The sequence below is a fragment of the Micromonospora sp. DT53 genome (genome assembly GCF_049841535.1).
GTDB lineage: Bacteria > Actinomycetota > Actinomycetes > Mycobacteriales > Micromonosporaceae > Micromonospora.
Genome location: NZ_JBNCKM010000002.1, coordinates 558,868 through 576,696 on the forward strand (window position 1 = coordinate 558,868; position 17,829 = coordinate 576,696).

Genomic DNA, 17,829 nt, shown 5'->3' on the forward strand with positions numbered 1-17,829 from the left:
ATGGTCGGCCACGCCAACGTCCTCCTCCCCATGCCCGAGAAACGGAGCGGCATGAACCACAAACCGCAGTCCAGGGCGCGGCGACGACTACTCGTCGCGCTGCCCGTCATCGCCCTCGCGGCCACGTCACTGACAGTGAGTGGCAGCGCGGCGGCCCAGCCGTCGTCCGGCACCCCGCAGGCGGTGATCGGCGCCGACGAGCACTACATCAACTACGCCGAGCCCGAGGTGCAGCCGGACACCACCGGCCGTGAGGTGAAGGGCAAGGGTGGCGTCTACACCCCTGCCGTGGAGTCCGCGCGCGAGTTCGACAAGAAGCACGCCCGGGGCAACCCGGTGACGGCACGGCAGCTGGCCAGGGACGAGGCCAAGTCGCTGAAGACGGGCCAGAACCCCCGCAAGTTCAAGAAGTCACCGACCACCCAGACGGCGAAGCTGCTGACGCTGCTTGTCGAGTTCAACGACAAGGCCAACGACGACTTCACAGGCGTGATGGTCCCCAAGACGGTGTTCGAGGACCGCACCTGCGTGCCCGGCACCGTCCAGAACGGCCCGAAGCACAACAAGATCCCGGACCCGTCGCGGCTGCCCCACGAGGACAACAACTCGATGTGGGTGCCGAACTTCTCGCCGACGCACTACAACAAGATGCTGTACAGCAAGAAGGGCATCACCGAGCGGGTCCGCACGGACCTGAAGGGCCCGGACGGCAAGAAGGGCATCGACCTCTCCGGTCGCACCATGCACAACATGTACCTGGAGATGTCCAAGAACGCGTACACGGTGGACGGGCAGGCCAGCCCGTGGATCACCGTGCCGCACTCGGAGGGCTGGTACGCGGCCAACCGCTGCTTCCAGGACGAGACCGGCGCGTGGGTCCCCGGCCGTGAGCAGTCGATGAACGGCCACCCGGACAACCCGGCCGGCGCGGGTCGCCTGGCGACCGACGCGATCGACGCGCTCGTCGCGAAGGACCCGACCTTCCCGTGGGCCGACTACGACATCGAGGACCAGGCCGACCGCGACGGTGACGGCAACGTCTTCGAGCCGGACGGCGTGATCGACCACCTCGTGCTGGTGCACGCCGGTCAGGGCAAGTCCCGCGGCGGCGGCGCCGAGGGTGTGTACGCCGTGTGGGCGCACTCCTCCACGGTCGCCGGTGGCTACACCATCCCGGGCACCAACATCAAGGCGTCGAACTACATCGTGCAGCCGGAGGACGCCGGCGTCGGCGTCTTCGCCCACGAGTTCGGCCACGACCTGGGCCTGCCGGACCTCTACGACACGTCCGGCAACGCCGACTCCGACGTGGACTTCTGGGACCTGATGGCCTCGGGCTCGCACTCGGGTGAGATCTTCCAGGCGCTGCCGACGCACATGGGCATCTGGGACAAGTGGGTGCTCGGTTGGGCCGACCCGCTGACCATCCGCCCCGGGTCGAACCCGCGCGAGGTGAAGCTCGGCCAGACGTCGCGCACCCCGATCGACTCCGAGGACGGCATCAAGGTCGACCTGCCGGACAAGGTGACGACGCTTGCCACCCCGCACAGCGGCACCAAGATGTGGCACAGCAACAACGACCAGGAGTGGGCCGACGTCAAGCTGAGCCGCTCGGTCGACGTGCCGGCCGCGGCCGACTCGAAGTTCTGGATGTGGAACAACTACATCATCGAGGAGGACTGGGACTACGGCTTCGTCGAGCTCTCGACCGACGGCGGTACGACCTGGACCGAGCAGAAGGTGTACGACGAGACCGGCAAGGTGGTCACCACGCCGGACGGCTACGCCGACCCGAACGGCCGGATGAACGACTTCGGCGGCAAGAAGTACGGCCTGACCGGCAGCACCGACGGCTGGCGGCACGACTACGTCGACCTGTCGGCGTACGCCGGCACGACCGTGCAGCTGCGACTGCGCCAGGCCACCGACGAGGCGTTCCAGGAGCGCAACTGGTTCGTCGACGACTTCTCGGTCACCGGCGGCGGCGCCACCACCTGGAGCGACGACGTCGAGGGCGGCGCCAACGGCTGGACGGCCACCGTCGACACCTTCGTCGACACCACCGGCGGGGGCTGGAAGGTTTCCAGCGGCACCGAGGTGCACGCCCAGTTCTACCTGGCGGAGTGGCGCAACTTCGACGGCTTCGACAAGGGCCTGAAGTACGCCTACGACACCATCTACTCGCACGAGGCGTGGAAGGTCGACCGGATCTCGTACAACGCGCCGGGCATGTTGGTCTGGTACCGGGACACCGCGCTGGGCGACGTCAACCACGTCACCGGGCAGATGACCGCGCTGCCCAGCTACGGCGCGAAGGGCGGGTTGCTCATCGTCGACTCGCACTTCGACCCGTTGCGGCGTACGGGCGAGGCGGCCGTGAAGGACCCGTCGGTGACGGACAACCTGCCCAGCCGCCCGCAGTCGTCGAACGCGGCCTTCACGCTGCAGCGGACGTACCCGTTCACCGAGTGCCTCGAAGCGGCGGACGAGCCGTACAGCGCGTACTGCACGAAGTTCAAGGGGTTGGCGCCGGTGAAGGCGTTCACCGACGCCAAGGGCTGGTACCCGGGCATCGAGATGCGCGATGGCGCTGCCTACGCCCGGGACAACGACGCGTCGGTGGTCCTGCCGTCGCGTAACAACGCGCCGTACACCACCCGGGTCACCAACCCGGACGGCAGCCCCGCGCCGGAGTTCTACGGCGTGACCCTGGGCGGTGGCGCGATCGTGCTGGGCACCGGTAACCCCGGCGACCAGGGCGTGAACTACGGCGTCTCGCTGACGATCAAGAAGGCGGCCGGGGACAACTCGTCGGCCACGATCTACGTGACGCCGGCGAAGAAGTAACGGTTTCGCGGATCGACAACTGATGGTGGGGCCGGTGGCGGAGACGCTGCCGGCCCCACTGTCGTATGTGCGGTCAGCTCGATCGAAAATTGTCGTTGTATACGTTCGCGTCCGGGCCGCGCTGGTCAACCTGGCTGATGAACTGGCGGGGTGTGACGGTGAAAAGCATTTCCAACAAAATATTGCAACAAATCGACGCGTTCATCTTCCCACCCGTCGCGCCAGTAACTATGTTCACCAATGGTCCCACTAGTGGGATCGATCTCCCACCGGCCCGTACCCCCGTTGGGCCGGTTCCCTCACACCGGAGGTACCACGTGCGCAAAGTCGCAGTGGGTCTGCTCGGGCTCTCACTGACGGCGACAGGCCTGGCTTTCGGCCCGTCCGCCTCGGCGGCTCCTCAGCCCAAACTGCCGGCCGCAGCACCGGCCGCTGCCGAACCACAGGCGCTGAAGGACGAACTCCCCGACAAGCTCGAGGACAAGCGCCGCGCATTGCGTGAGCAAGGGCTCAGCGATGTGCTGAGCGGTCGTAGCAAGCCGATCGAGCGCAACGGAAGCACGGTGGTCAAGGTCGGCGAGACGAGCGGGTTGGGCTTCAGCGCCCGCACCGCCGCCGGTGCCAAGAAGACCAAGGACCAGTACGTCGAGCTCAAGCGTGAGCGGACCGACAAGATCTTCGTGATCCTGGCCGAGTTCGGTGACGAGCGGCACCCGTCCTACCCGGACAAGGACATGAACCCGGACATCGCCGGGCCGACGACGTTCGAGGGACCGCTGCACAACAAGGTCCCCGAGCCCAACCGGGCCGTGGACAACTCCACCATCTGGCAGCCGGACTTCAGCCCGGAGCACTTCCGCCAGGTCTACTTCGGCACCAACCCGGGCGACGAGTCGCTCAAGCAGTACTACGAGGCACAGTCCTCGGGTCGCTACACGGTCGACGGTGAGGTGACCGACTGGGTCAAGGTCAAGTACAACGAGGCCCGCTACGGTCGCTCCGACGACCCGATCCCGGACCCGAAGCCCGGCGAGAAGCCGGACCCGCGCGACGACCTGGCCGTCTGCCCCGACAACGTCTGCTCGAACACCTGGGCGCTGGTCCGCGACGCCGCCAACCAGTGGGTCGCCGACCAGAAGGCCAAGGGCCGGACGGACGCGCAGATCGCCACCGAGATGAAGTCCTTCGACCAGTGGGACCGGTTCGACTACGACGGTGACGGCGACTTCAACGAGTCGGACGGTTACATCGACCACTTCCAGATCGTCCACTCCGGCGGCGACCAGGCCGACGGTGACCCGCAGCAGGGCGAGGACGCCATCTGGAGCCACCGCTGGTCGGCGTACAACAGCTCGCCCGTCGGCCCGCCGAACCTTCCGATCGGCGGCACCCAGATCGGCAACACCGGCGTCTGGATCCGCGACTACACGATCCAGCCGGAAAACGGCGGTCGCAGCGTCTTCTACCACGAGTACGGCCACGACCTGGGCCTGCCGGACGACTACGGCCCGGCGGACAACAGCAACGAGCACTGGACCCTGATGGCCCAGAGCCGGCTCGGCGCCAAGAACGACGCAGGCATCGGCGACCGCGGCGGCGACCTCGGCGCCTGGAACAAGCTCCAGCTCGGCTGGCTCGACCACGAGACGGTCATCGCCGGGGACAAGCAGACGCTGAAGCTCGGCCCGCAGGAGTACAACTCGAAGGAAGCACAGGCCGTCGTGGTCGTGCTGCCCAAGAGGGAATACACCTTCAACTACGGCGCGCCATTCGAGGGCGCCAAGCAGTACTTCTCCGGTAACGAGGACAACCTCGACAGCAAGATGACGAGGACGTTCGACCTCACCGGCAAGTCCGCGGCGGCGCTGTCGCTCAAGGGCAAGTACAGCATCGAGGCCGGTTACGACTACCTCTACTTCGAGGCGTCCACGGACGGCGGCAAGACCTGGACCGACCTGGATGGCACGGCCAACGGTACGCCGATCGGCGTCGACGGCGCGGGACGTCCGGCCCTCGCCGGTACCAGCAAGGGCGCCTGGGCGGACATCAACATCCCGCTGACCTCGGTCGCCGGCAAGGTGGCGCAGGTCCGCCTGCACTACGTCACCGACGGTGGCGTCTCCGAGGGCGGCTTCTTCGGTGACGCGATCACCGTGACCGCCGACGGTCAGACCGTGTTCAGCGACGGCGCCGAGACCGACGCCGGCTGGGCCCTGGACAAGTTCCAGGTGGTCGGGGCGACCTACACCCGGCTGTTCGACAACTACTACATCGCCGGCAACCGCTCGTACGTCTCGTACGACAAGTACCTGAAGACCGGCCCGTACTTCTTCGGCTACGCGAACACCCGCCCGGACTGGGTGGACCACTACGCGTACCAGGAGGGCCTGCTCATCTCGTACTGGAACACCCGCTGGTCGGACAACAACACCGCGCCGTACGACCCGGAGTCCAACCCGGGTGGTCACCCGGGTGAGGGTCGCAACCTGTACATCGACGCGCACCCGCGCCCGAGCTACAACCTCACCGGGGATCCGTGGCGGGCCCGCGTCCAGATGTACGACGCACCGTTCAGCCTGACCAAGGCCGACTCGTTCACCCTGCACCTCAACAGCCAGCCGCAGTACGTCCGTGGCCAGGCCGCTGAGCCGCTGTTCGACGACACCAAGAAGTACTTCTACGAGGAGCTGCCGAACCACGGCGTCAAGCTTCCCGCGGCCGGTGTCAAGATCAAGGTTCTGGAGCAGGACGGCACCTCGATGAAGATCCGGATCAGCTGACCACTGATCCCGCACCTACAAGCGACGCCCGGGCAGGTCATCTGCCCGGGCGTCGCCCTTTGTCGCACTCGGTGCCCCTGGTCGCGGTACGGGACAACCCGGGGCTTTCCCCTGTTCAACGCGACCACCGGGGCCGCCTGCGGCAACCGGGTCCTAGGCTGTCTGCCATGACCGACCAGCGCGGCGGGGCCGTCGACGAGTCCTGTGTCCTCACCGAGGGGCCGTGGACGCACCGCTTCGTCGGCGCCAACGGCAGCCGGTTCCACGTGGTCGAGGCCGGCACCGGGCCGATGGTGCTCTTCCTGCACGGCTTCCCGGAGCACTGGTGGGCCTGGCACCGGATGCTGCCGGCGATCGCCGACGCCGGCTTCCGGGCGGTCGCCGTCGACCTGCGCGGCTACGGCGCCAGCGACAAACCACCCCGGGGGTACGACGGCTACACCCTCGCCGCCGACATCGCCGGGCTGATCCGCGCGCTCGGTGAACGATCAGCGACGATCGTCGGCAGCGGCCTCGGTGGCATGGTGGCCTGGACGGTGGCCTCGTTCCACCCGTCCCTGGTCCGCCGGCTCGTGGTGCTGGGGGCACCGCACCCGCTGCGGCTGCGCGCCGCCATCTTCGCCGACCCGCGCGGGCAGTTCACCGCCTCCACCCCGGCGTTGAAGTTCCAGCTTCCCCGCTACGAGCACGTGCTGACCCGCGATGGCGCGGCCGCCGTCGGCGAGATCATGCGCCGCTGGGGCGGCCCACAGTGGGTGGCCGGGTCGGACTTCGAGGCGTACGCCGAGCGGTGCCGGGAGGCGATGCGCATTCCACAGGCCGCGTTCTGCGCCCTGGAGGGATACCGCTGGGCGTTCCGCTCGCTGCTGCGGCTACACGGCTACCGGTTCGTCCGCCTGATGCAGAAGCCGCTGTCCACCCCGACCCTGCAACTGCACGGCGCCCTGGACACCGCCTCGCTGCCCCGGACCGCTCTGGGTTCCGGCCGGTACGTCGTCGCCCCGTACGAGTGGCGACTGCTCGACGGGGTGGGGCACTTCCCGCACCTGGAGGCACCGGAGTTGGTGCTCGGCGAGATCCTGCGGTGGGCGAAGACCTGACCGGTCAGACCCGCTGCTCCCGCAGGTCGGTGACCTCGGCGGCCGGCGCCCAACCCTGGTAGACGCCGAAGTCGAAGACCTCCAGCCGCATCGCCTCGGCCACCGGCCAACGGCCACCTGTGTATTCCACCCGCAGCCAGGCGTCGTGCTCGCCGAGCACGATGAACGGCTGCCCCTGCCAGGTGCAGGTGGTCCGCACGTACGCCAGATCCTCGATCTCGCTCGCCGGCAGCACCCGGACGTGGCGGCCCGCGCGGACCTCCTCGAAGCCCTCACCCGGCTCGGGCTGGTAGAGCCGGATGTCGTCGCCGTCCGGGCTGGCCTGGTATTCCCGGCCCTGCCAGCGGGCCACGTAACCGTCGCGCATCACGCCTCCCCGACGCGTCGCCAGACGACCGAGTCGGTGTCCAGTTCCGCGACCACCCGCTCGGTGCCGTCCGCGCCGATCCGCCAGAGTTGGGCACCGTGCGGCAGGCGGGCGCTGTCCACCTTGAATTCCGCCACCACGTCGCTGCTCTCGCCCGGGGCGAAGCCGTTGCCCCGGAATGGCGGGCGTTCGATGACCCAGCCCTCCATGGCCCGCATCGCCGGCTCGTTCTGACCGCCGTACGGGATGCGGTAGAGGCTTGGCCGGTGCGCCGGCCAGCGCAGCACGTAGATCTCCTCGGCGTTCGGGGCGAACGGCGAGCCGGGGTAGCTGAGGCCGAGCGCGTCGTGCAGCTGAGCCGGTGTGGTCAGGTGGGACAGCTCACCGGCCCGGTGCACGAACCCGGACACCCGGTCGTACCCACGATCCAGGTAGTACGCGAGCTGGCTCGGCGCGATCGCCTTCTGCATGACCGTCGGTCGGGTCGGGTCGACCGCCGCGGGAGCGTACCGGGGGCGGGCGGCGGGCTCGGCCACGGTCGGCGCTTCCACCTGGTCCACTTCCAGGTCGTCCCCGAGCCCCACCTCGGCAGCCCAGTTGGCCAACGCGACGATCTGCTCGCCGGGCAACTTGGCGCCGACCGGGGTGCCCGGGTTGACGGCGAACGACCAGTCTTCGTCGGGCCAGCGCCGGATGAGTTGGGCGAACTTCACCCGGACCGTGTCGACGTCCCCCTCGACATGGTCGGCCAGGCGCTCCGCTGAGGTGTAGACCACCACGTACGTCTCGCCGTCGAGCTGCCCGGTACGCCAGACGAAGCCCGGATCCCCCGGGCGGCTGCCCGGGATCGAGTCCGCTGCCGCCGGCAGCAGCACCCGGGCCAGCAGCAGGGTGGACAGGAAGGTGTCGGTGCTGCCGGAGCCGGCGGCGCTGAGCAGGTCCTCCTCGACCGTGTTTGCCGGATCGAACTCGACAGGCGGCGGCTCGTCGGCCGGCGGCTGGGGAGCGTCGCCCGCGAGCATGCTCTCGCCGTTGACCTCGCTACCGGCCCGGTCCGTGTCGGTCGGGCCGACCGACGAACCACGGCTGCCGCTGTGCGGGGTGCTGGTCGGTGCGTCGACACGCGGATCACCCAGGCCACCGCCGGCCTGTGTCGGAATCGACGGATGCGGAGCGGACGGGCTCGCCACCGGCGGACCCGGGCTGAACGACGCGGGAGCGGAAGGGCTGGGGGACGACGGGCCGAACAGGCCCGGACCGGAGAGCGTCGAGCCGAACGGCGGCGGGGCGGCCTCGGCGGAACTGGGCCGGCGGGGCGTCTCGACCGGCGCGCTGCTCTCGACCGGGTCGGTGAGGTCGCGGGACTCGATGATGGTGCCCTCGATGACGATGGGCGTGAAGCCGCGGCGCGGCGCGGGTGGCCCGGAAACCGGTTCCGCGACGGACGTCGGCAGATCCTCGGCCGGCGCGAACCGGCCCGGCCGGTCCTGGGGGATCGGCTGCGTCTCCTCCGTCGACGGACTGGGCCGCCCAGGCGCGCCCGCCAGTGGCGGCTCACCGGTCAGCCGGAACGCGCGGGTGGGCTCCTCGGCCAACGGGTTGTGCCGGCGCGGGGGCAGCGGCTGGGTGATCTCCTCGCCGGACGGCGGTGCGCCCGTCCCCCGGGACGCGCCGAGGCCGCCCTCCGGCCGACGGATCGGCTGGGTGGCTGCCGGGTCCGCTGCCATCGGAAAGGCGCGCGTCGCCGTGTCGTCGGCCGGCGCGTCGGCCGGGCGGCGGCGAGGAAAGGGCTGGCTGCCCCGCCCGAACCGGGTCGGCGGGGCCGCCCGGTCACCGGAACGCCCTCCGCTCGGGGCCGGGTCGCGGGCCGGGCTGGGGTCGAAGAAGGAACGCCGGGGTGCCGCCTGGGGGCCCCCATTGCCGTTACCCGCGGCGGGGCCGTCGACGTCGCTCGGCCGGGTCGCTGCCGGCCAGCCCACACTCGGCCCGGCCTGATCGGTGGTGGGGGCGGCGGACGCCAACGGGGTGAACCGGGACGGCCGCCCGCTGCGGGGCAGGGCGCCGGTGCCCGACGCGGGCCGGGACGGCTCGGTCGGGTGCCGCTGACCGGCCGCGGGCAGGTCGTCCTCGCCGGGTCGGCGCGTCGGCTCACCGGGAACGGGTGGCCGGGGCGCCGGGCCCGCCACCGACGGGGCAGCCACCCGGGGGGCCCGTCGGGGCGTGGGCGGGGCACTCTCGGGCCCGGACGAGAACGGCCCCGTCGCCGGAGGCGATCCAGCGGCCGGCGCGGCGTCCCGGGGCATGCCGGGTCGGGTCCGGGCCAACGTCTCGGCCCGCTCCAGGCGAGCGCGGGCACCCATGGAACGGCCGGGCAGCCGGACGTCGCCTCGGGACAGCTGCGACACGAACCAGGCCGGCAGGTAACCCTCGACCGGCAGACCCGGATTGACGGCGAGCCACCATTCGTGGTTGGGCCAGCTGGCCGCGAGATCGGCGAAGGGGATGCGTCGGTTGCCGCCGGCGTGATCGCCGAGGCAGGCCCGCAGTGCGGCGGCGGAGGTGAAGGCCAGGACGTGGGTCCGGCCGCCGGTGGTCCAGGTGCCCCATCCGGCGGGTGGCTGGCCAGGCTGCGTCGGCGCGGAGACCGGCAGCAGCACGTCGGTGCGGGACAGGAGCCGGAAGTAGAGCTCCTGGTCGTTGGCGCGCAGCGCGTCGCGCATCGCCACCTCGGCCTCCGTGGCCGGCTCCCATTCGGTCACGGCCACCTCCCCTTCCGAGAACAGGCCACAGGTATCGCGTACAACCTACAAGGTGGTACCAAGATCACAATGGCTGGCCGGCGGCGGCCTGCCAGGGCGCGGAGGAGGCGATAACATCCCGTTCCGGAGCCGACACGATACGGAGGGTGTCGATGTCCCGATCGATCACGCGCCCGGTCCTCGCAGGTCTGGCCGTCAGCCTGTTGACCGTACCGGTCCTCCCGACCGTCGCCGCCACCGCCGGGCTCCGGACGGCACCGCTCTGCGCGACCCCGCTCGCCCCCGTCCGGCCGGTCGCGGCCAGGCCCTGGCCACAGCAGCGGTACGACCCGGCGCGGCTCGCGCCGCTGGCCACCGGCGCCGGGGTGACAGTCGCGGTGGTGGACTCCGGGGTGGACCGGGCGCACCCGCAGCTGGCTGGTCGGGTGCTGGCCGGCGCAGACCTGCTCGACCCCGGCGGGGACGGCGGTCGGGACTGCGCCGGGCACGGCACCGGTGTGGCGAGCATCATCGCGGCGGCACCCCGCCCCGACGTCGCCTTCCGTGGCCTGGCGCCGGGTGCCCGAATCCTGCCGGTGCGGGTGAGTGAGCAGCAGGTGGTGCAGGGGCGGGAGTCGGGCCGCACGGTCACCGCCGACGAGTTCGCCAGGGCCATCCGGTGGGCCGTCGACCATGACGCCGACGTGGTGAACCTGTCCGTGGTGCTGTACGCGGACGACCCGGAGGTCCGTGCGGCCGTGCGGTACGCGGTCGACCGGGACGTGGTGCTGGTGGCCGCCGCCGGCAACCTGCACGACAGCGGGAACCCGCGGCCGTTCCCCGCCGGCTACGACGGGGTGCTCGGCGTGGGGGCGATCGGGGCGGACGGTGGACGGGCGACCTTCTCGCAGACCGGCCCGTACGTCGACCTGGTGGCGCCGGGCAGCGAGGTGCTGACCGCCGCGCCCAGTGCGGGCCACCATCGGGTCGAAGGCACCAGTTACGCGGCGCCCTTCGTGGCCGCCACCGCCGCTCTGCTGCGGGAATACCGGCCGGAGCTGACCGCCGCCCAGGTGGCGGAACGGATCATCGCCACCGCCGATCCAGCCCCGGGTGCGGGCCACGGCGGGGGGTACGGCGCCGGGGTGTTGAACCCCTACCGGGCGGTCACCGAGACCAGCGGTGGCCGGGCGGCCGGTGCGCGGCCGGTCGCCGCGCTCGCCGACGATCGGGCCGACCCGGCGCAGCTCGCCCGTCAGACCCGCCGGGCCGCCGCGCGGGACCGGGCCCTGCTGCTCGCCGCGGTGGCCGGCATGACGGCGGTCACCGTGGCGCTGCTCGCCCTGGTGGTGCCCCGGGGCGTCCGTCGACGTTGGCGCCCGGCCGGCCCGGCCTGAGCCCGCTCGCGCACGGCCCCGACCTCGGACCGGCCGCGGGCGGGGCGCTGCCCCGGACACGGTCAGCGCTCCCGGCCCACTTCGCTCACTGGAACAGCCCGGTGTTCTTCTTTTCGGTGTCCAGGTAGTCGGTGGCGGAGTCGTTCACCGCCAACCTGATGTCACGCAGCATCCCCTGGAGGTCCTGCGAGGCCGAACGCCACCGGGCCTGCCGCTGCTCGTAGGCCTGCCGCGCCTCGCCCGTCCAGCTCTCCACAAGCGGAGCGGCGTCGCGTTCGAGTTGGCCGAGTTGCGCGTCGAGGGTCTTCAACGCCTTTTGAATGTCAGCGCCGGCCTGCTGCAGCGCGGCGAAGTTGACGACCAGCACACCATGGTCCATCGGATTCCCTCCCCAGCGGGATCAGAGCGGCAGCTGGATGCCGCCGCGGTTGGTGCCGGCTACCCGGCTGGCCACCTCGTCGTCGGACGCGTCGTACTGCCGACCGGCGGTGCGGATCGCACCGGCGGTCTCCCGCAGGGCGCGGTGCAGCGCGGCCTGGTCCTGGGACCACTGCTGCTTGACCTGCTCGAACGACCGGCCACCAGCGCCACGCCAGGCCTGCTGCAACACCTCCAGCTCGGCCAGCAGGCCGGTCAGCATGGACTGCAACGACTGGTCCACCTGCTCGAACTTCGCGGCGGTCTGCTGCATCACTGCGGCTTCTGCCTTGGTTTGGGACACCCGGACGTCACCTCGTCTCTCGGATCGAACCTGGCCGTCGACGCGCCCACCCTGGGCTGACGCGCCGTCGCTTGGCCCGGTCGTCGAGCACTGAGACACGGGTCAGCGAAGGGCTTCGTGGCTGACGGTAGCGACCTCGTAGCGGTTCTGCTACCCCACGGGCTTCCCCTGTGGACAACCGGGACGGCCATCGGTCGCTTACGATGTGCCGCAGCCACGTCGCGGCGTGTGACGGGCCGTCGGAGACGGCCGGCCGCCCGACCCGGTCCCCACGGTCGAGGAGGCACGGTGCCGGCGATCACCACCGGAGGGCCGCATCCACCGACGGTCGGGGCCGAGGCGGACGCCTCCGCACGGGCGATCGGGCCGGGTCGGCCCACCGACCCCGGCCCGGGTTCGGCCGACCAACGCACCCCCCGTCGCCGATCACCTGTGGACCGCTGGGTCACGCTCGGCCGTCGCGCCGGCGCCGCAGTACGAGCCGGCCAACTGGTCACCGCGCAGGTCGCGGCGGCGCTCGTGCTCGTCGCCCTCGGCCGACCCGCACCTGTCGTCGCGGTGGCCGTGCTGGTGGCCGTGCTGCTGGTGGCGGCCGCCTGGGTGCCGGTTCGGGGGCGGTGGCTCTTCGAGTGGCTGGGCACCGCGATCGGGCACCTCTCCCGCCGGCGGGCGCTGACCGGGCCGGCCGGAGCTACCGAACTGCTCGACCTGGTCGCCCCGGGCACCGTCGTCCGCTCGACCGAGCTGACCGGCGGGCCGGCGGCCGTCCTGGAGGACACCACGGGCATGGTCGCGCTCCTGGAGCTCGGCGACCCCGGTGATCTGCTGGGCGACGCGTCCCAGCCGATCCCCGCCCCGGCCGCGTTGCTCCCCCCGGCCGGGCCGGACCAGCCCCCGGTGCTGGTCCAACTGCTGCTCGCCGGTGCGCCGGCGCCGGTGCCGAGCGCCGGTGGCACGATCGGCACGTCGTACCGGCAGCTCACCGACGGGCGTCTCGCCGGGCGCGAACGGGCGGTGGTGGCCGTCCGGGTGCTGCGGGTGAACGGTTGGTCCGAGGAGGACCTGCGGCGCGTACTCGCCGGCACGGTCCGCCGGATCGTCCGGCGGCTCGGGCCGTTGGCCGCGCGGCCACTCGGGGTGCCCGCGGCGCTGCGCGTCCTGGGCGAGCTGGCCCACCATGACGGCGAACCGGTCCGGGAGTCCTGGCCGACGATCCGGTCCGGCACCCTGGTCCAGGCCACCTTTCGCCTGATCCAGTGGCCCGGCCCGGGAGGCGCGGCCGGTCGGCGCTTGGTGCCCCGCCTCCTCGCGCTGCCGGCCACGGCCACGACGGTGTCGATGTGCTCGGGCCCGTCGCCGACGATGACGACGTCGTCGGGTCCGTCGACGACCACCGGAGTGCCGACCGAGCTGACCGTACGCCTGGCGGCCGGGACGGCGACCGAGCTGGCGGCGGCCACCGAGGCGCTGATCCGCCTGGTGACCGACCTGGGCGGGAAGCTGCGACGCCTCGACGGCGCCCACCTGGGCGGGCTGGCCGCCACGCTGCCGTTGGCGCTGACGGGGCCTGGGCCAACGCCCCGCCCAGCGGCGTCCGGGGCGCAGCCCGGCGCGACGGTGGACGACTGGGAGCTGTCCCTTGGCGACGCGGGCCTGATGGTCGGCACCAACCGGCACGGCCGAGCCGTCACCGTGCGACTGTTCCGGCCGGAGAGCACCCGCGTGCTGCTGGTCGGTGGGGTGCGCGCAGCCCAACTGGTGGCCCTGCGCGCGTTGGCGCTCGGTGCCCTGGTGGTGGTGCAGACCGCCCGGCCACGCGCCTGGGAGCCGTTCGTCCGGGGGGTTGGCGCGCCGGGCGTGATCCCGTTGCTCCCGCTTGGCCGGGCGGTCGCCGACGGGGTGGGCACCGCGCTGCGTCCGTTGCTGCTGATCGTCGACGCCGGGCCGGTGGCGGCCGAGGCCGCGCCGGGCCCGCCCTGGCGGGCCACCCTTGTGGTACGCGACGAGCTGACCCCGGCCGATGTGGACGCGTTGAGCCGGGCCGACCTGGCGTTGCTCCAGCCGTTGACCCCCGCCGAGGCCGCCCTTGCCGGAGCCGCGTTGGGGCTGGGCGGCTCGGCCGATTGGCTGACCCGGATCCGCGAGGACATGGTGGCCGTGGTCAACCGCCGGGCGCTGCGCTGGGCGCTGCTCTCCCCCACTCCGATCGAGGCGCAGCTGATCGGGCCGCCGACGCGCGGCTGATCCGCCAGGATGGCCAGCTGCCGGGTTACGCAGGTGCGTGGTCCGTGGCACGATCCCCGCCATGGGTTTTCTGAAAGGTCTGCTGATTCGGCTGGCCAGCACAGCTCTGGCTTTCTGGCTGGCCACGCTCCTCATCCCGGGCATCTCCCTGGATTCGAACTCGGCCACCGAGACGGTGACCACGCTGCTGCTGGTGGCGGTGATCTTCGGTGTGGTCAACGCGGTTCTCCAGCCGATCGTCAAGACCGTCGGCTGTGGCTTCTACCTGCTGACCCTGGGCCTCATCGCCCTGGTGGTGAACGGGCTGCTGTTCCTGCTCACCAGCTGGATCGCCGACCAGGCCGGGCTGCCGTTCTCGGTGGACGGTTTCTGGCCGGCAGCCGTGCTCGGCGCCCTCTTCGTGAGCATCGTGACCTGGATCCTCGGCGCCGTCCTCGACCGGGACTGACCGCCGACCAGTTAGCACCGACCCGGCCCGCCGGGGCTCCGACCTCGGCCGGGGCCTCGGCGGGCCGATGACCAGACTTCGGGAATTTGGCGGCCTGACCACCCGCCCCGGCGGTTAGCGTCGCGGCATGTTCTCGCTGACCTACACCGACGGCCACCTGCTCAGCACCGACCCGGCGCGGATCGACCTGGACCTGGTGCACCACTGGTTGTCCACCGACGCGTACTGGGCGCTCGGACGGGACCGGGAGACCATCGAGCGGGCGTTCGCCGGTTCACTGCCGTTCGGCGTCTACCGGCCGGAGGACGGCCGCCAGGTCGCGGTGGCCCGAGTCGTCACGGACGGTGCCACCTTCGCCTGGCTCTGCGACGTGTACGTCGACCGGGCGGCCCGGGGTCGCGGGCTGGGCGGGTGGCTGGCCGGCGCGGTTCGCGACCACCTGGCCGAGCTGGGCGTACGCCGGATCCTGCTCTGCACCAACGACGCTCACCAGGTGTACGCGCGGGTTGGTTTCACGCCGCTGGACGCGCCCGAGCGGTGGATGCAGTTGGACCGGCGGCCCCCGGTGACCCCGATCACCGGAAAGGAGCAAAGCAGCACCACGCCCCTTACGGTGGAGGCGTGACGCCACTCCGCCTGGGATACCTCTACGGCCTCGGCGCGTACCTGCTCTGGGGTTTCTTCCCGCTCTACCTGAAGTTGCTGCGACCCGCCGGCCCGCTGGAGATCCTGGCCCACCGGATCGTCTGGTCGGTGCTCTTCGTGGCCCTGCTGCTGGCGGCGCTGCGCAACGTCGGTTTCCTGCGGGCGCTGCTGCGCCGCCCCTGGGCGGTGGCGGGCATCGTCGCCGCCGCCGCGCTGATCGCGGTCAACTGGGGCACCTACATCTACGGGGTCAACTCCGACCGGGTGGTGGAGACCGCGCTCGGCTACTTCATCAACCCGCTGGTCGTGGTGCTGCTCGGGGTGACGGTGCTGCGGGAGCGGCTCCGCCCGGCGCAGTGGGTGGCGCTGGGGATCGGCGCGTCGGCGGTGGCGGTGCTCACCGTGGACTACGGCCGGCTGCCCTGGTTGGCGTTGACGCTGGCGTTCAGCTTCGCCGGCTACGGCCTGGTCAAGAAGCGGCTCGGTCTGCCGGCCGCGGAGGGGCTCTTCGTCGAGTCGGCGGTGCTGGCGTTGCCTGCTCTGGGCTACCTGGCGTGGCTGACGGCGAAGTCCGACCTGACCTTCGGGCACGTGTCGGCCGGGCACACCGCGCTGCTGGTGCTGGCCGGCGCGGCCACGGCGGTTCCGTTGCTGCTGTTCGCCGGGGCGGCCAACCGGCTGCCCCTGAGCAGCCTCGGCATGGTCCAGTACCTGGCGCCGATCCTTCAGCTCGGCTGCGGTGTGCTGATCTTCCACGAGCCGATGCCGCCGGCTCGCCTGGCCGGCTTCGCACTGGTCTGGCTGGCCCTGATCGTCTTCACCGCCGACGCCGTCCGCACCTCCCGCCAGACCCGCCAGTCCCGCCGCACCACACCCCAAACCCCAGTCGCAATCCCAACCCCCTAACCCGCCCCGCCCCGGACCGCCCCGGTCCGGCCCGGCCCGGCCCGGCGATCTTGCAGTTTCAGACGCCGATACACCCCTTTTTGCCCTTTATCGAGGGACAGAAAGTGCAAGATCGCCGGGAAGGTCGCGCGCGGAGATCGATCATGGAGTTGCGGTGCCCGTCCAGCACCAGTTTGGGCGATTTGCCACCCACCACAACTCCATGATCGACGCGGATGGGCAGGGGCCGGGCCGGGGTGGGCCGGTGTGGGGTGGGACCCGGGGGGTTAGGGGACCGCGTAGGTGAGGAGAGGGGTGCCGTCGGACTTTTGGAGTTCTACGCTGATCAGCTCGGCGTCGGTGAACCTGGTGGCACCGGTGAAGCTGAGGTCGTCGCCGGGCGCCGCCAGCCAGGAGCCGATCTGCTCGGTGGCGCCGTTCGGGCCGCGCGCCACCAGCCGGAACGGGTACGCCTTGCCGTAGCTCGTCCGCGCGTCGTACCCGCAGCGCATGGTCACCTCGGTGCCCCACTTGGTGCCGGTGAGCCCGAGGTCGGCGTGCACCGGCCCGGCCGCGGCCACCGGCCGCATGGCGACCATCGACACCTGCGGGGCCGGATTGCCCTGCGCGCCGGGCGGCCCGGGAGGGCTGACCGGTCGAGGCAGCGCCACGGCGGTGCCCACGCCGACCAGCACCGCCAGCCCGGCGGCTGCCAGTGTGGTCAGTGCGTACCGTCGCCGGTCCGCGGAACGTTCCCGACGACGGCGCTGGCGGGCCTCGTCGAGCAGCGCGGGCGCCCGGGGCGGCGCCGGCGGCGGCAGGATCTGCTCCAACCCCGCCGGGTCGAGGCGCCCGAGCAACCCGGGCAGGACGGCGATCTCGGCGACCGCCTCCCGACACGAGGCGCAACCGCCGAGGTGCCGCTCGTAGGCCGCCCGCTCGGCCGGGGCCAGGGCGCCCAGCACGTACGCGCCGTCGTCGTACGCGAACTCGCACCGGGTCATCCCGTCACCCCCATCTCGGCCAGGACCAACCGTAGAGACCGCAACGCGTAGTGGGTGCGGGACTTCACGGTCCCTGGCGGTACGCCCAGGCGGGACGCCGCCTCGGCCACCGACCGCCCCTGGTAGAAGCATTCGACAAGCACTTCCCGGTGGGTCGGGCTGAGCCGGTTCAGCGCCTCGGCGACGGTCCACGCCTCCACCGCCCGCTCGGCCTCGTCGATCACCTCGGGTGGTTCGGGCAGATCGTCGGTGAACACCTCGCCGACTCTGGTGGATCGTCGCCGCCAGGCGTCGATGGCCAGGTTACGCGCGGTGGTGAACAGCCAGGACCGCACCGATCCGCGCCTCGGGTCGAGTGACTCCGGATGTCGCCAGGCCCGTAGCAGCGTCTCCTGCACCAGGTCCTCGGCCCGCTGCCGGTCCCCGTTGACCAGCCGCAGGGCATGGGCGTACAGCGCCTCCGCGTGCTCGTCGTGCAGCGCGCGCAGCAGTTGGGCGTCGTGGTCGCTGATGGCGGTCTCCTCGCTTCCGGCGCGCGTCCGGCGGTGCGTCCGCTCGGGAATACGTGCGGTCACGCCGATCGGTTCAGCCCGAGGTCAGACCGGTTGCCTGGTGGTTGCCGCCCACGAAGGTGTTCATGTCCGGTTCACATC

At 71.6% G+C, this 17,829-nt stretch carries 14 protein-coding genes; 8 read left to right on the forward strand and 6 right to left on the reverse strand.

The window, feature by feature from the left end:
• Positions 1-51: 51 nt before the first annotated feature.
• From ACLQ3B_RS08440 to ACLQ3B_RS08450, 3 genes are all read left to right on the forward strand, one after another.
• Positions 52-2,847, forward strand: a complete 2,796-nt coding sequence (locus ACLQ3B_RS08440; RefSeq protein ID WP_425778906.1) for an immune inhibitor A domain-containing protein — start codon at positions 52-54, stop codon at positions 2,845-2,847.
• A gap of 332 nt (positions 2,848-3,179) precedes the next feature.
• Positions 3,180-5,627 carry an immune inhibitor A domain-containing protein gene (locus ACLQ3B_RS08445; RefSeq protein WP_425779839.1) on the forward strand — a complete coding sequence of 816 codons (2,448 nt, stop codon included), beginning with the start codon at positions 3,180-3,182 and terminating at the stop codon, positions 5,625-5,627.
• Positions 5,628-5,794: 167 nt separating this feature from the next.
• The gene (locus ACLQ3B_RS08450) at positions 5,795-6,727 is read left to right on the forward strand and encodes an alpha/beta fold hydrolase (protein ID WP_425778908.1); all 933 of its coding nucleotides are present in this window, start codon (positions 5,795-5,797) and stop codon (positions 6,725-6,727) included.
• Between the two features lie 4 nt (positions 6,728-6,731).
• Here the strand turns inward: ACLQ3B_RS08450 and ACLQ3B_RS08455 are convergent, their stop codons facing one another.
• Both ACLQ3B_RS08455 and ACLQ3B_RS08460 read right to left on the reverse strand, forming a co-directional pair.
• The gene (locus tag ACLQ3B_RS08455; RefSeq protein WP_124822515.1) at positions 6,732-7,097 is read right to left on the reverse strand and encodes a hypothetical protein; all 366 of its coding nucleotides are present in this window, start codon (positions 7,095-7,097) and stop codon (positions 6,732-6,734) included.
• Entirely contained in the window at positions 7,094-9,853 is a 2,760-nt protein-coding gene (locus tag ACLQ3B_RS08460; RefSeq protein WP_425778910.1) for an SseB family protein, read from the reverse strand. The genes ACLQ3B_RS08455 and ACLQ3B_RS08460 overlap by 4 nt, the downstream gene beginning before the upstream one ends.
• A gap of 152 nt (positions 9,854-10,005) precedes the next feature.
• Between ACLQ3B_RS08460 and mycP the strand changes: the two genes are divergently transcribed.
• A complete protein-coding gene (gene mycP / locus ACLQ3B_RS08465; RefSeq protein WP_425778912.1) occupies positions 10,006-11,229 on the forward strand; it encodes a type VII secretion-associated serine protease mycosin in 1,224 nt (407 codons plus the stop codon).
• Positions 11,230-11,314: 85 nt separating this feature from the next.
• On the opposite strand, the gene ACLQ3B_RS08470 is transcribed toward mycP, so the two are convergent.
• Both ACLQ3B_RS08470 and ACLQ3B_RS08475 read right to left on the reverse strand, forming a co-directional pair.
• Positions 11,315-11,608 (reverse strand): WXG100 family type VII secretion target, encoded by a 294-nt coding sequence (locus tag ACLQ3B_RS08470; RefSeq protein ID WP_124815472.1) that lies wholly within the window; start codon positions 11,606-11,608, stop codon positions 11,315-11,317.
• Between the two features lie 21 nt (positions 11,609-11,629).
• Positions 11,630-11,950 (reverse strand): WXG100 family type VII secretion target, encoded by a 321-nt coding sequence (locus ACLQ3B_RS08475; RefSeq protein ID WP_357355530.1) that lies wholly within the window; start codon positions 11,948-11,950, stop codon positions 11,630-11,632.
• 360 nt (positions 11,951-12,310) lie between these two features.
• Between ACLQ3B_RS08475 and eccE the strand changes: the two genes are divergently transcribed.
• The 4 genes from eccE to rarD all read left to right on the forward strand — a co-directional run bounded on the left by eccE (position 12,311) and on the right by rarD (position 16,193).
• Positions 12,311-14,194 carry a type VII secretion protein EccE gene (gene eccE / locus ACLQ3B_RS08480; RefSeq protein WP_425779841.1) on the forward strand — a complete coding sequence of 628 codons (1,884 nt, stop codon included), beginning with the start codon at positions 12,311-12,313 and terminating at the stop codon, positions 14,192-14,194.
• 61 nt (positions 14,195-14,255) lie between these two features.
• Positions 14,256-14,642 carry a phage holin family protein gene (locus tag ACLQ3B_RS08485; RefSeq protein WP_425778915.1) on the forward strand — a complete coding sequence of 129 codons (387 nt, stop codon included), beginning with the start codon at positions 14,256-14,258 and terminating at the stop codon, positions 14,640-14,642.
• A gap of 127 nt (positions 14,643-14,769) precedes the next feature.
• Positions 14,770-15,267 (forward strand): GNAT family N-acetyltransferase, encoded by a 498-nt coding sequence (locus ACLQ3B_RS08490; RefSeq protein ID WP_425778917.1) that lies wholly within the window; start codon positions 14,770-14,772, stop codon positions 15,265-15,267.
• Entirely contained in the window at positions 15,264-16,193 is a 930-nt protein-coding gene (rarD, locus tag ACLQ3B_RS08495) for an EamA family transporter RarD (protein WP_425778919.1), read from the forward strand. The genes ACLQ3B_RS08490 and rarD overlap by 4 nt, the downstream gene beginning before the upstream one ends.
• Before the next feature lie 266 nt (positions 16,194-16,459).
• Here the strand turns inward: rarD and ACLQ3B_RS08500 are convergent, their stop codons facing one another.
• Both ACLQ3B_RS08500 and ACLQ3B_RS08505 read right to left on the reverse strand, forming a co-directional pair.
• A complete protein-coding gene (locus ACLQ3B_RS08500) occupies positions 16,460-17,176 on the reverse strand; it encodes an anti-sigma factor family protein (RefSeq protein WP_425778921.1) in 717 nt (238 codons plus the stop codon).
• Entirely contained in the window at positions 17,173-17,688 is a 516-nt protein-coding gene (locus tag ACLQ3B_RS08505; RefSeq protein ID WP_051708644.1) for a sigma-70 family RNA polymerase sigma factor, read from the reverse strand. Before ACLQ3B_RS08505 ends, ACLQ3B_RS08500 begins: the two co-directional genes overlap by 4 nt.
• Between the last annotated feature and the right edge of the window lie 141 nt (positions 17,689-17,829).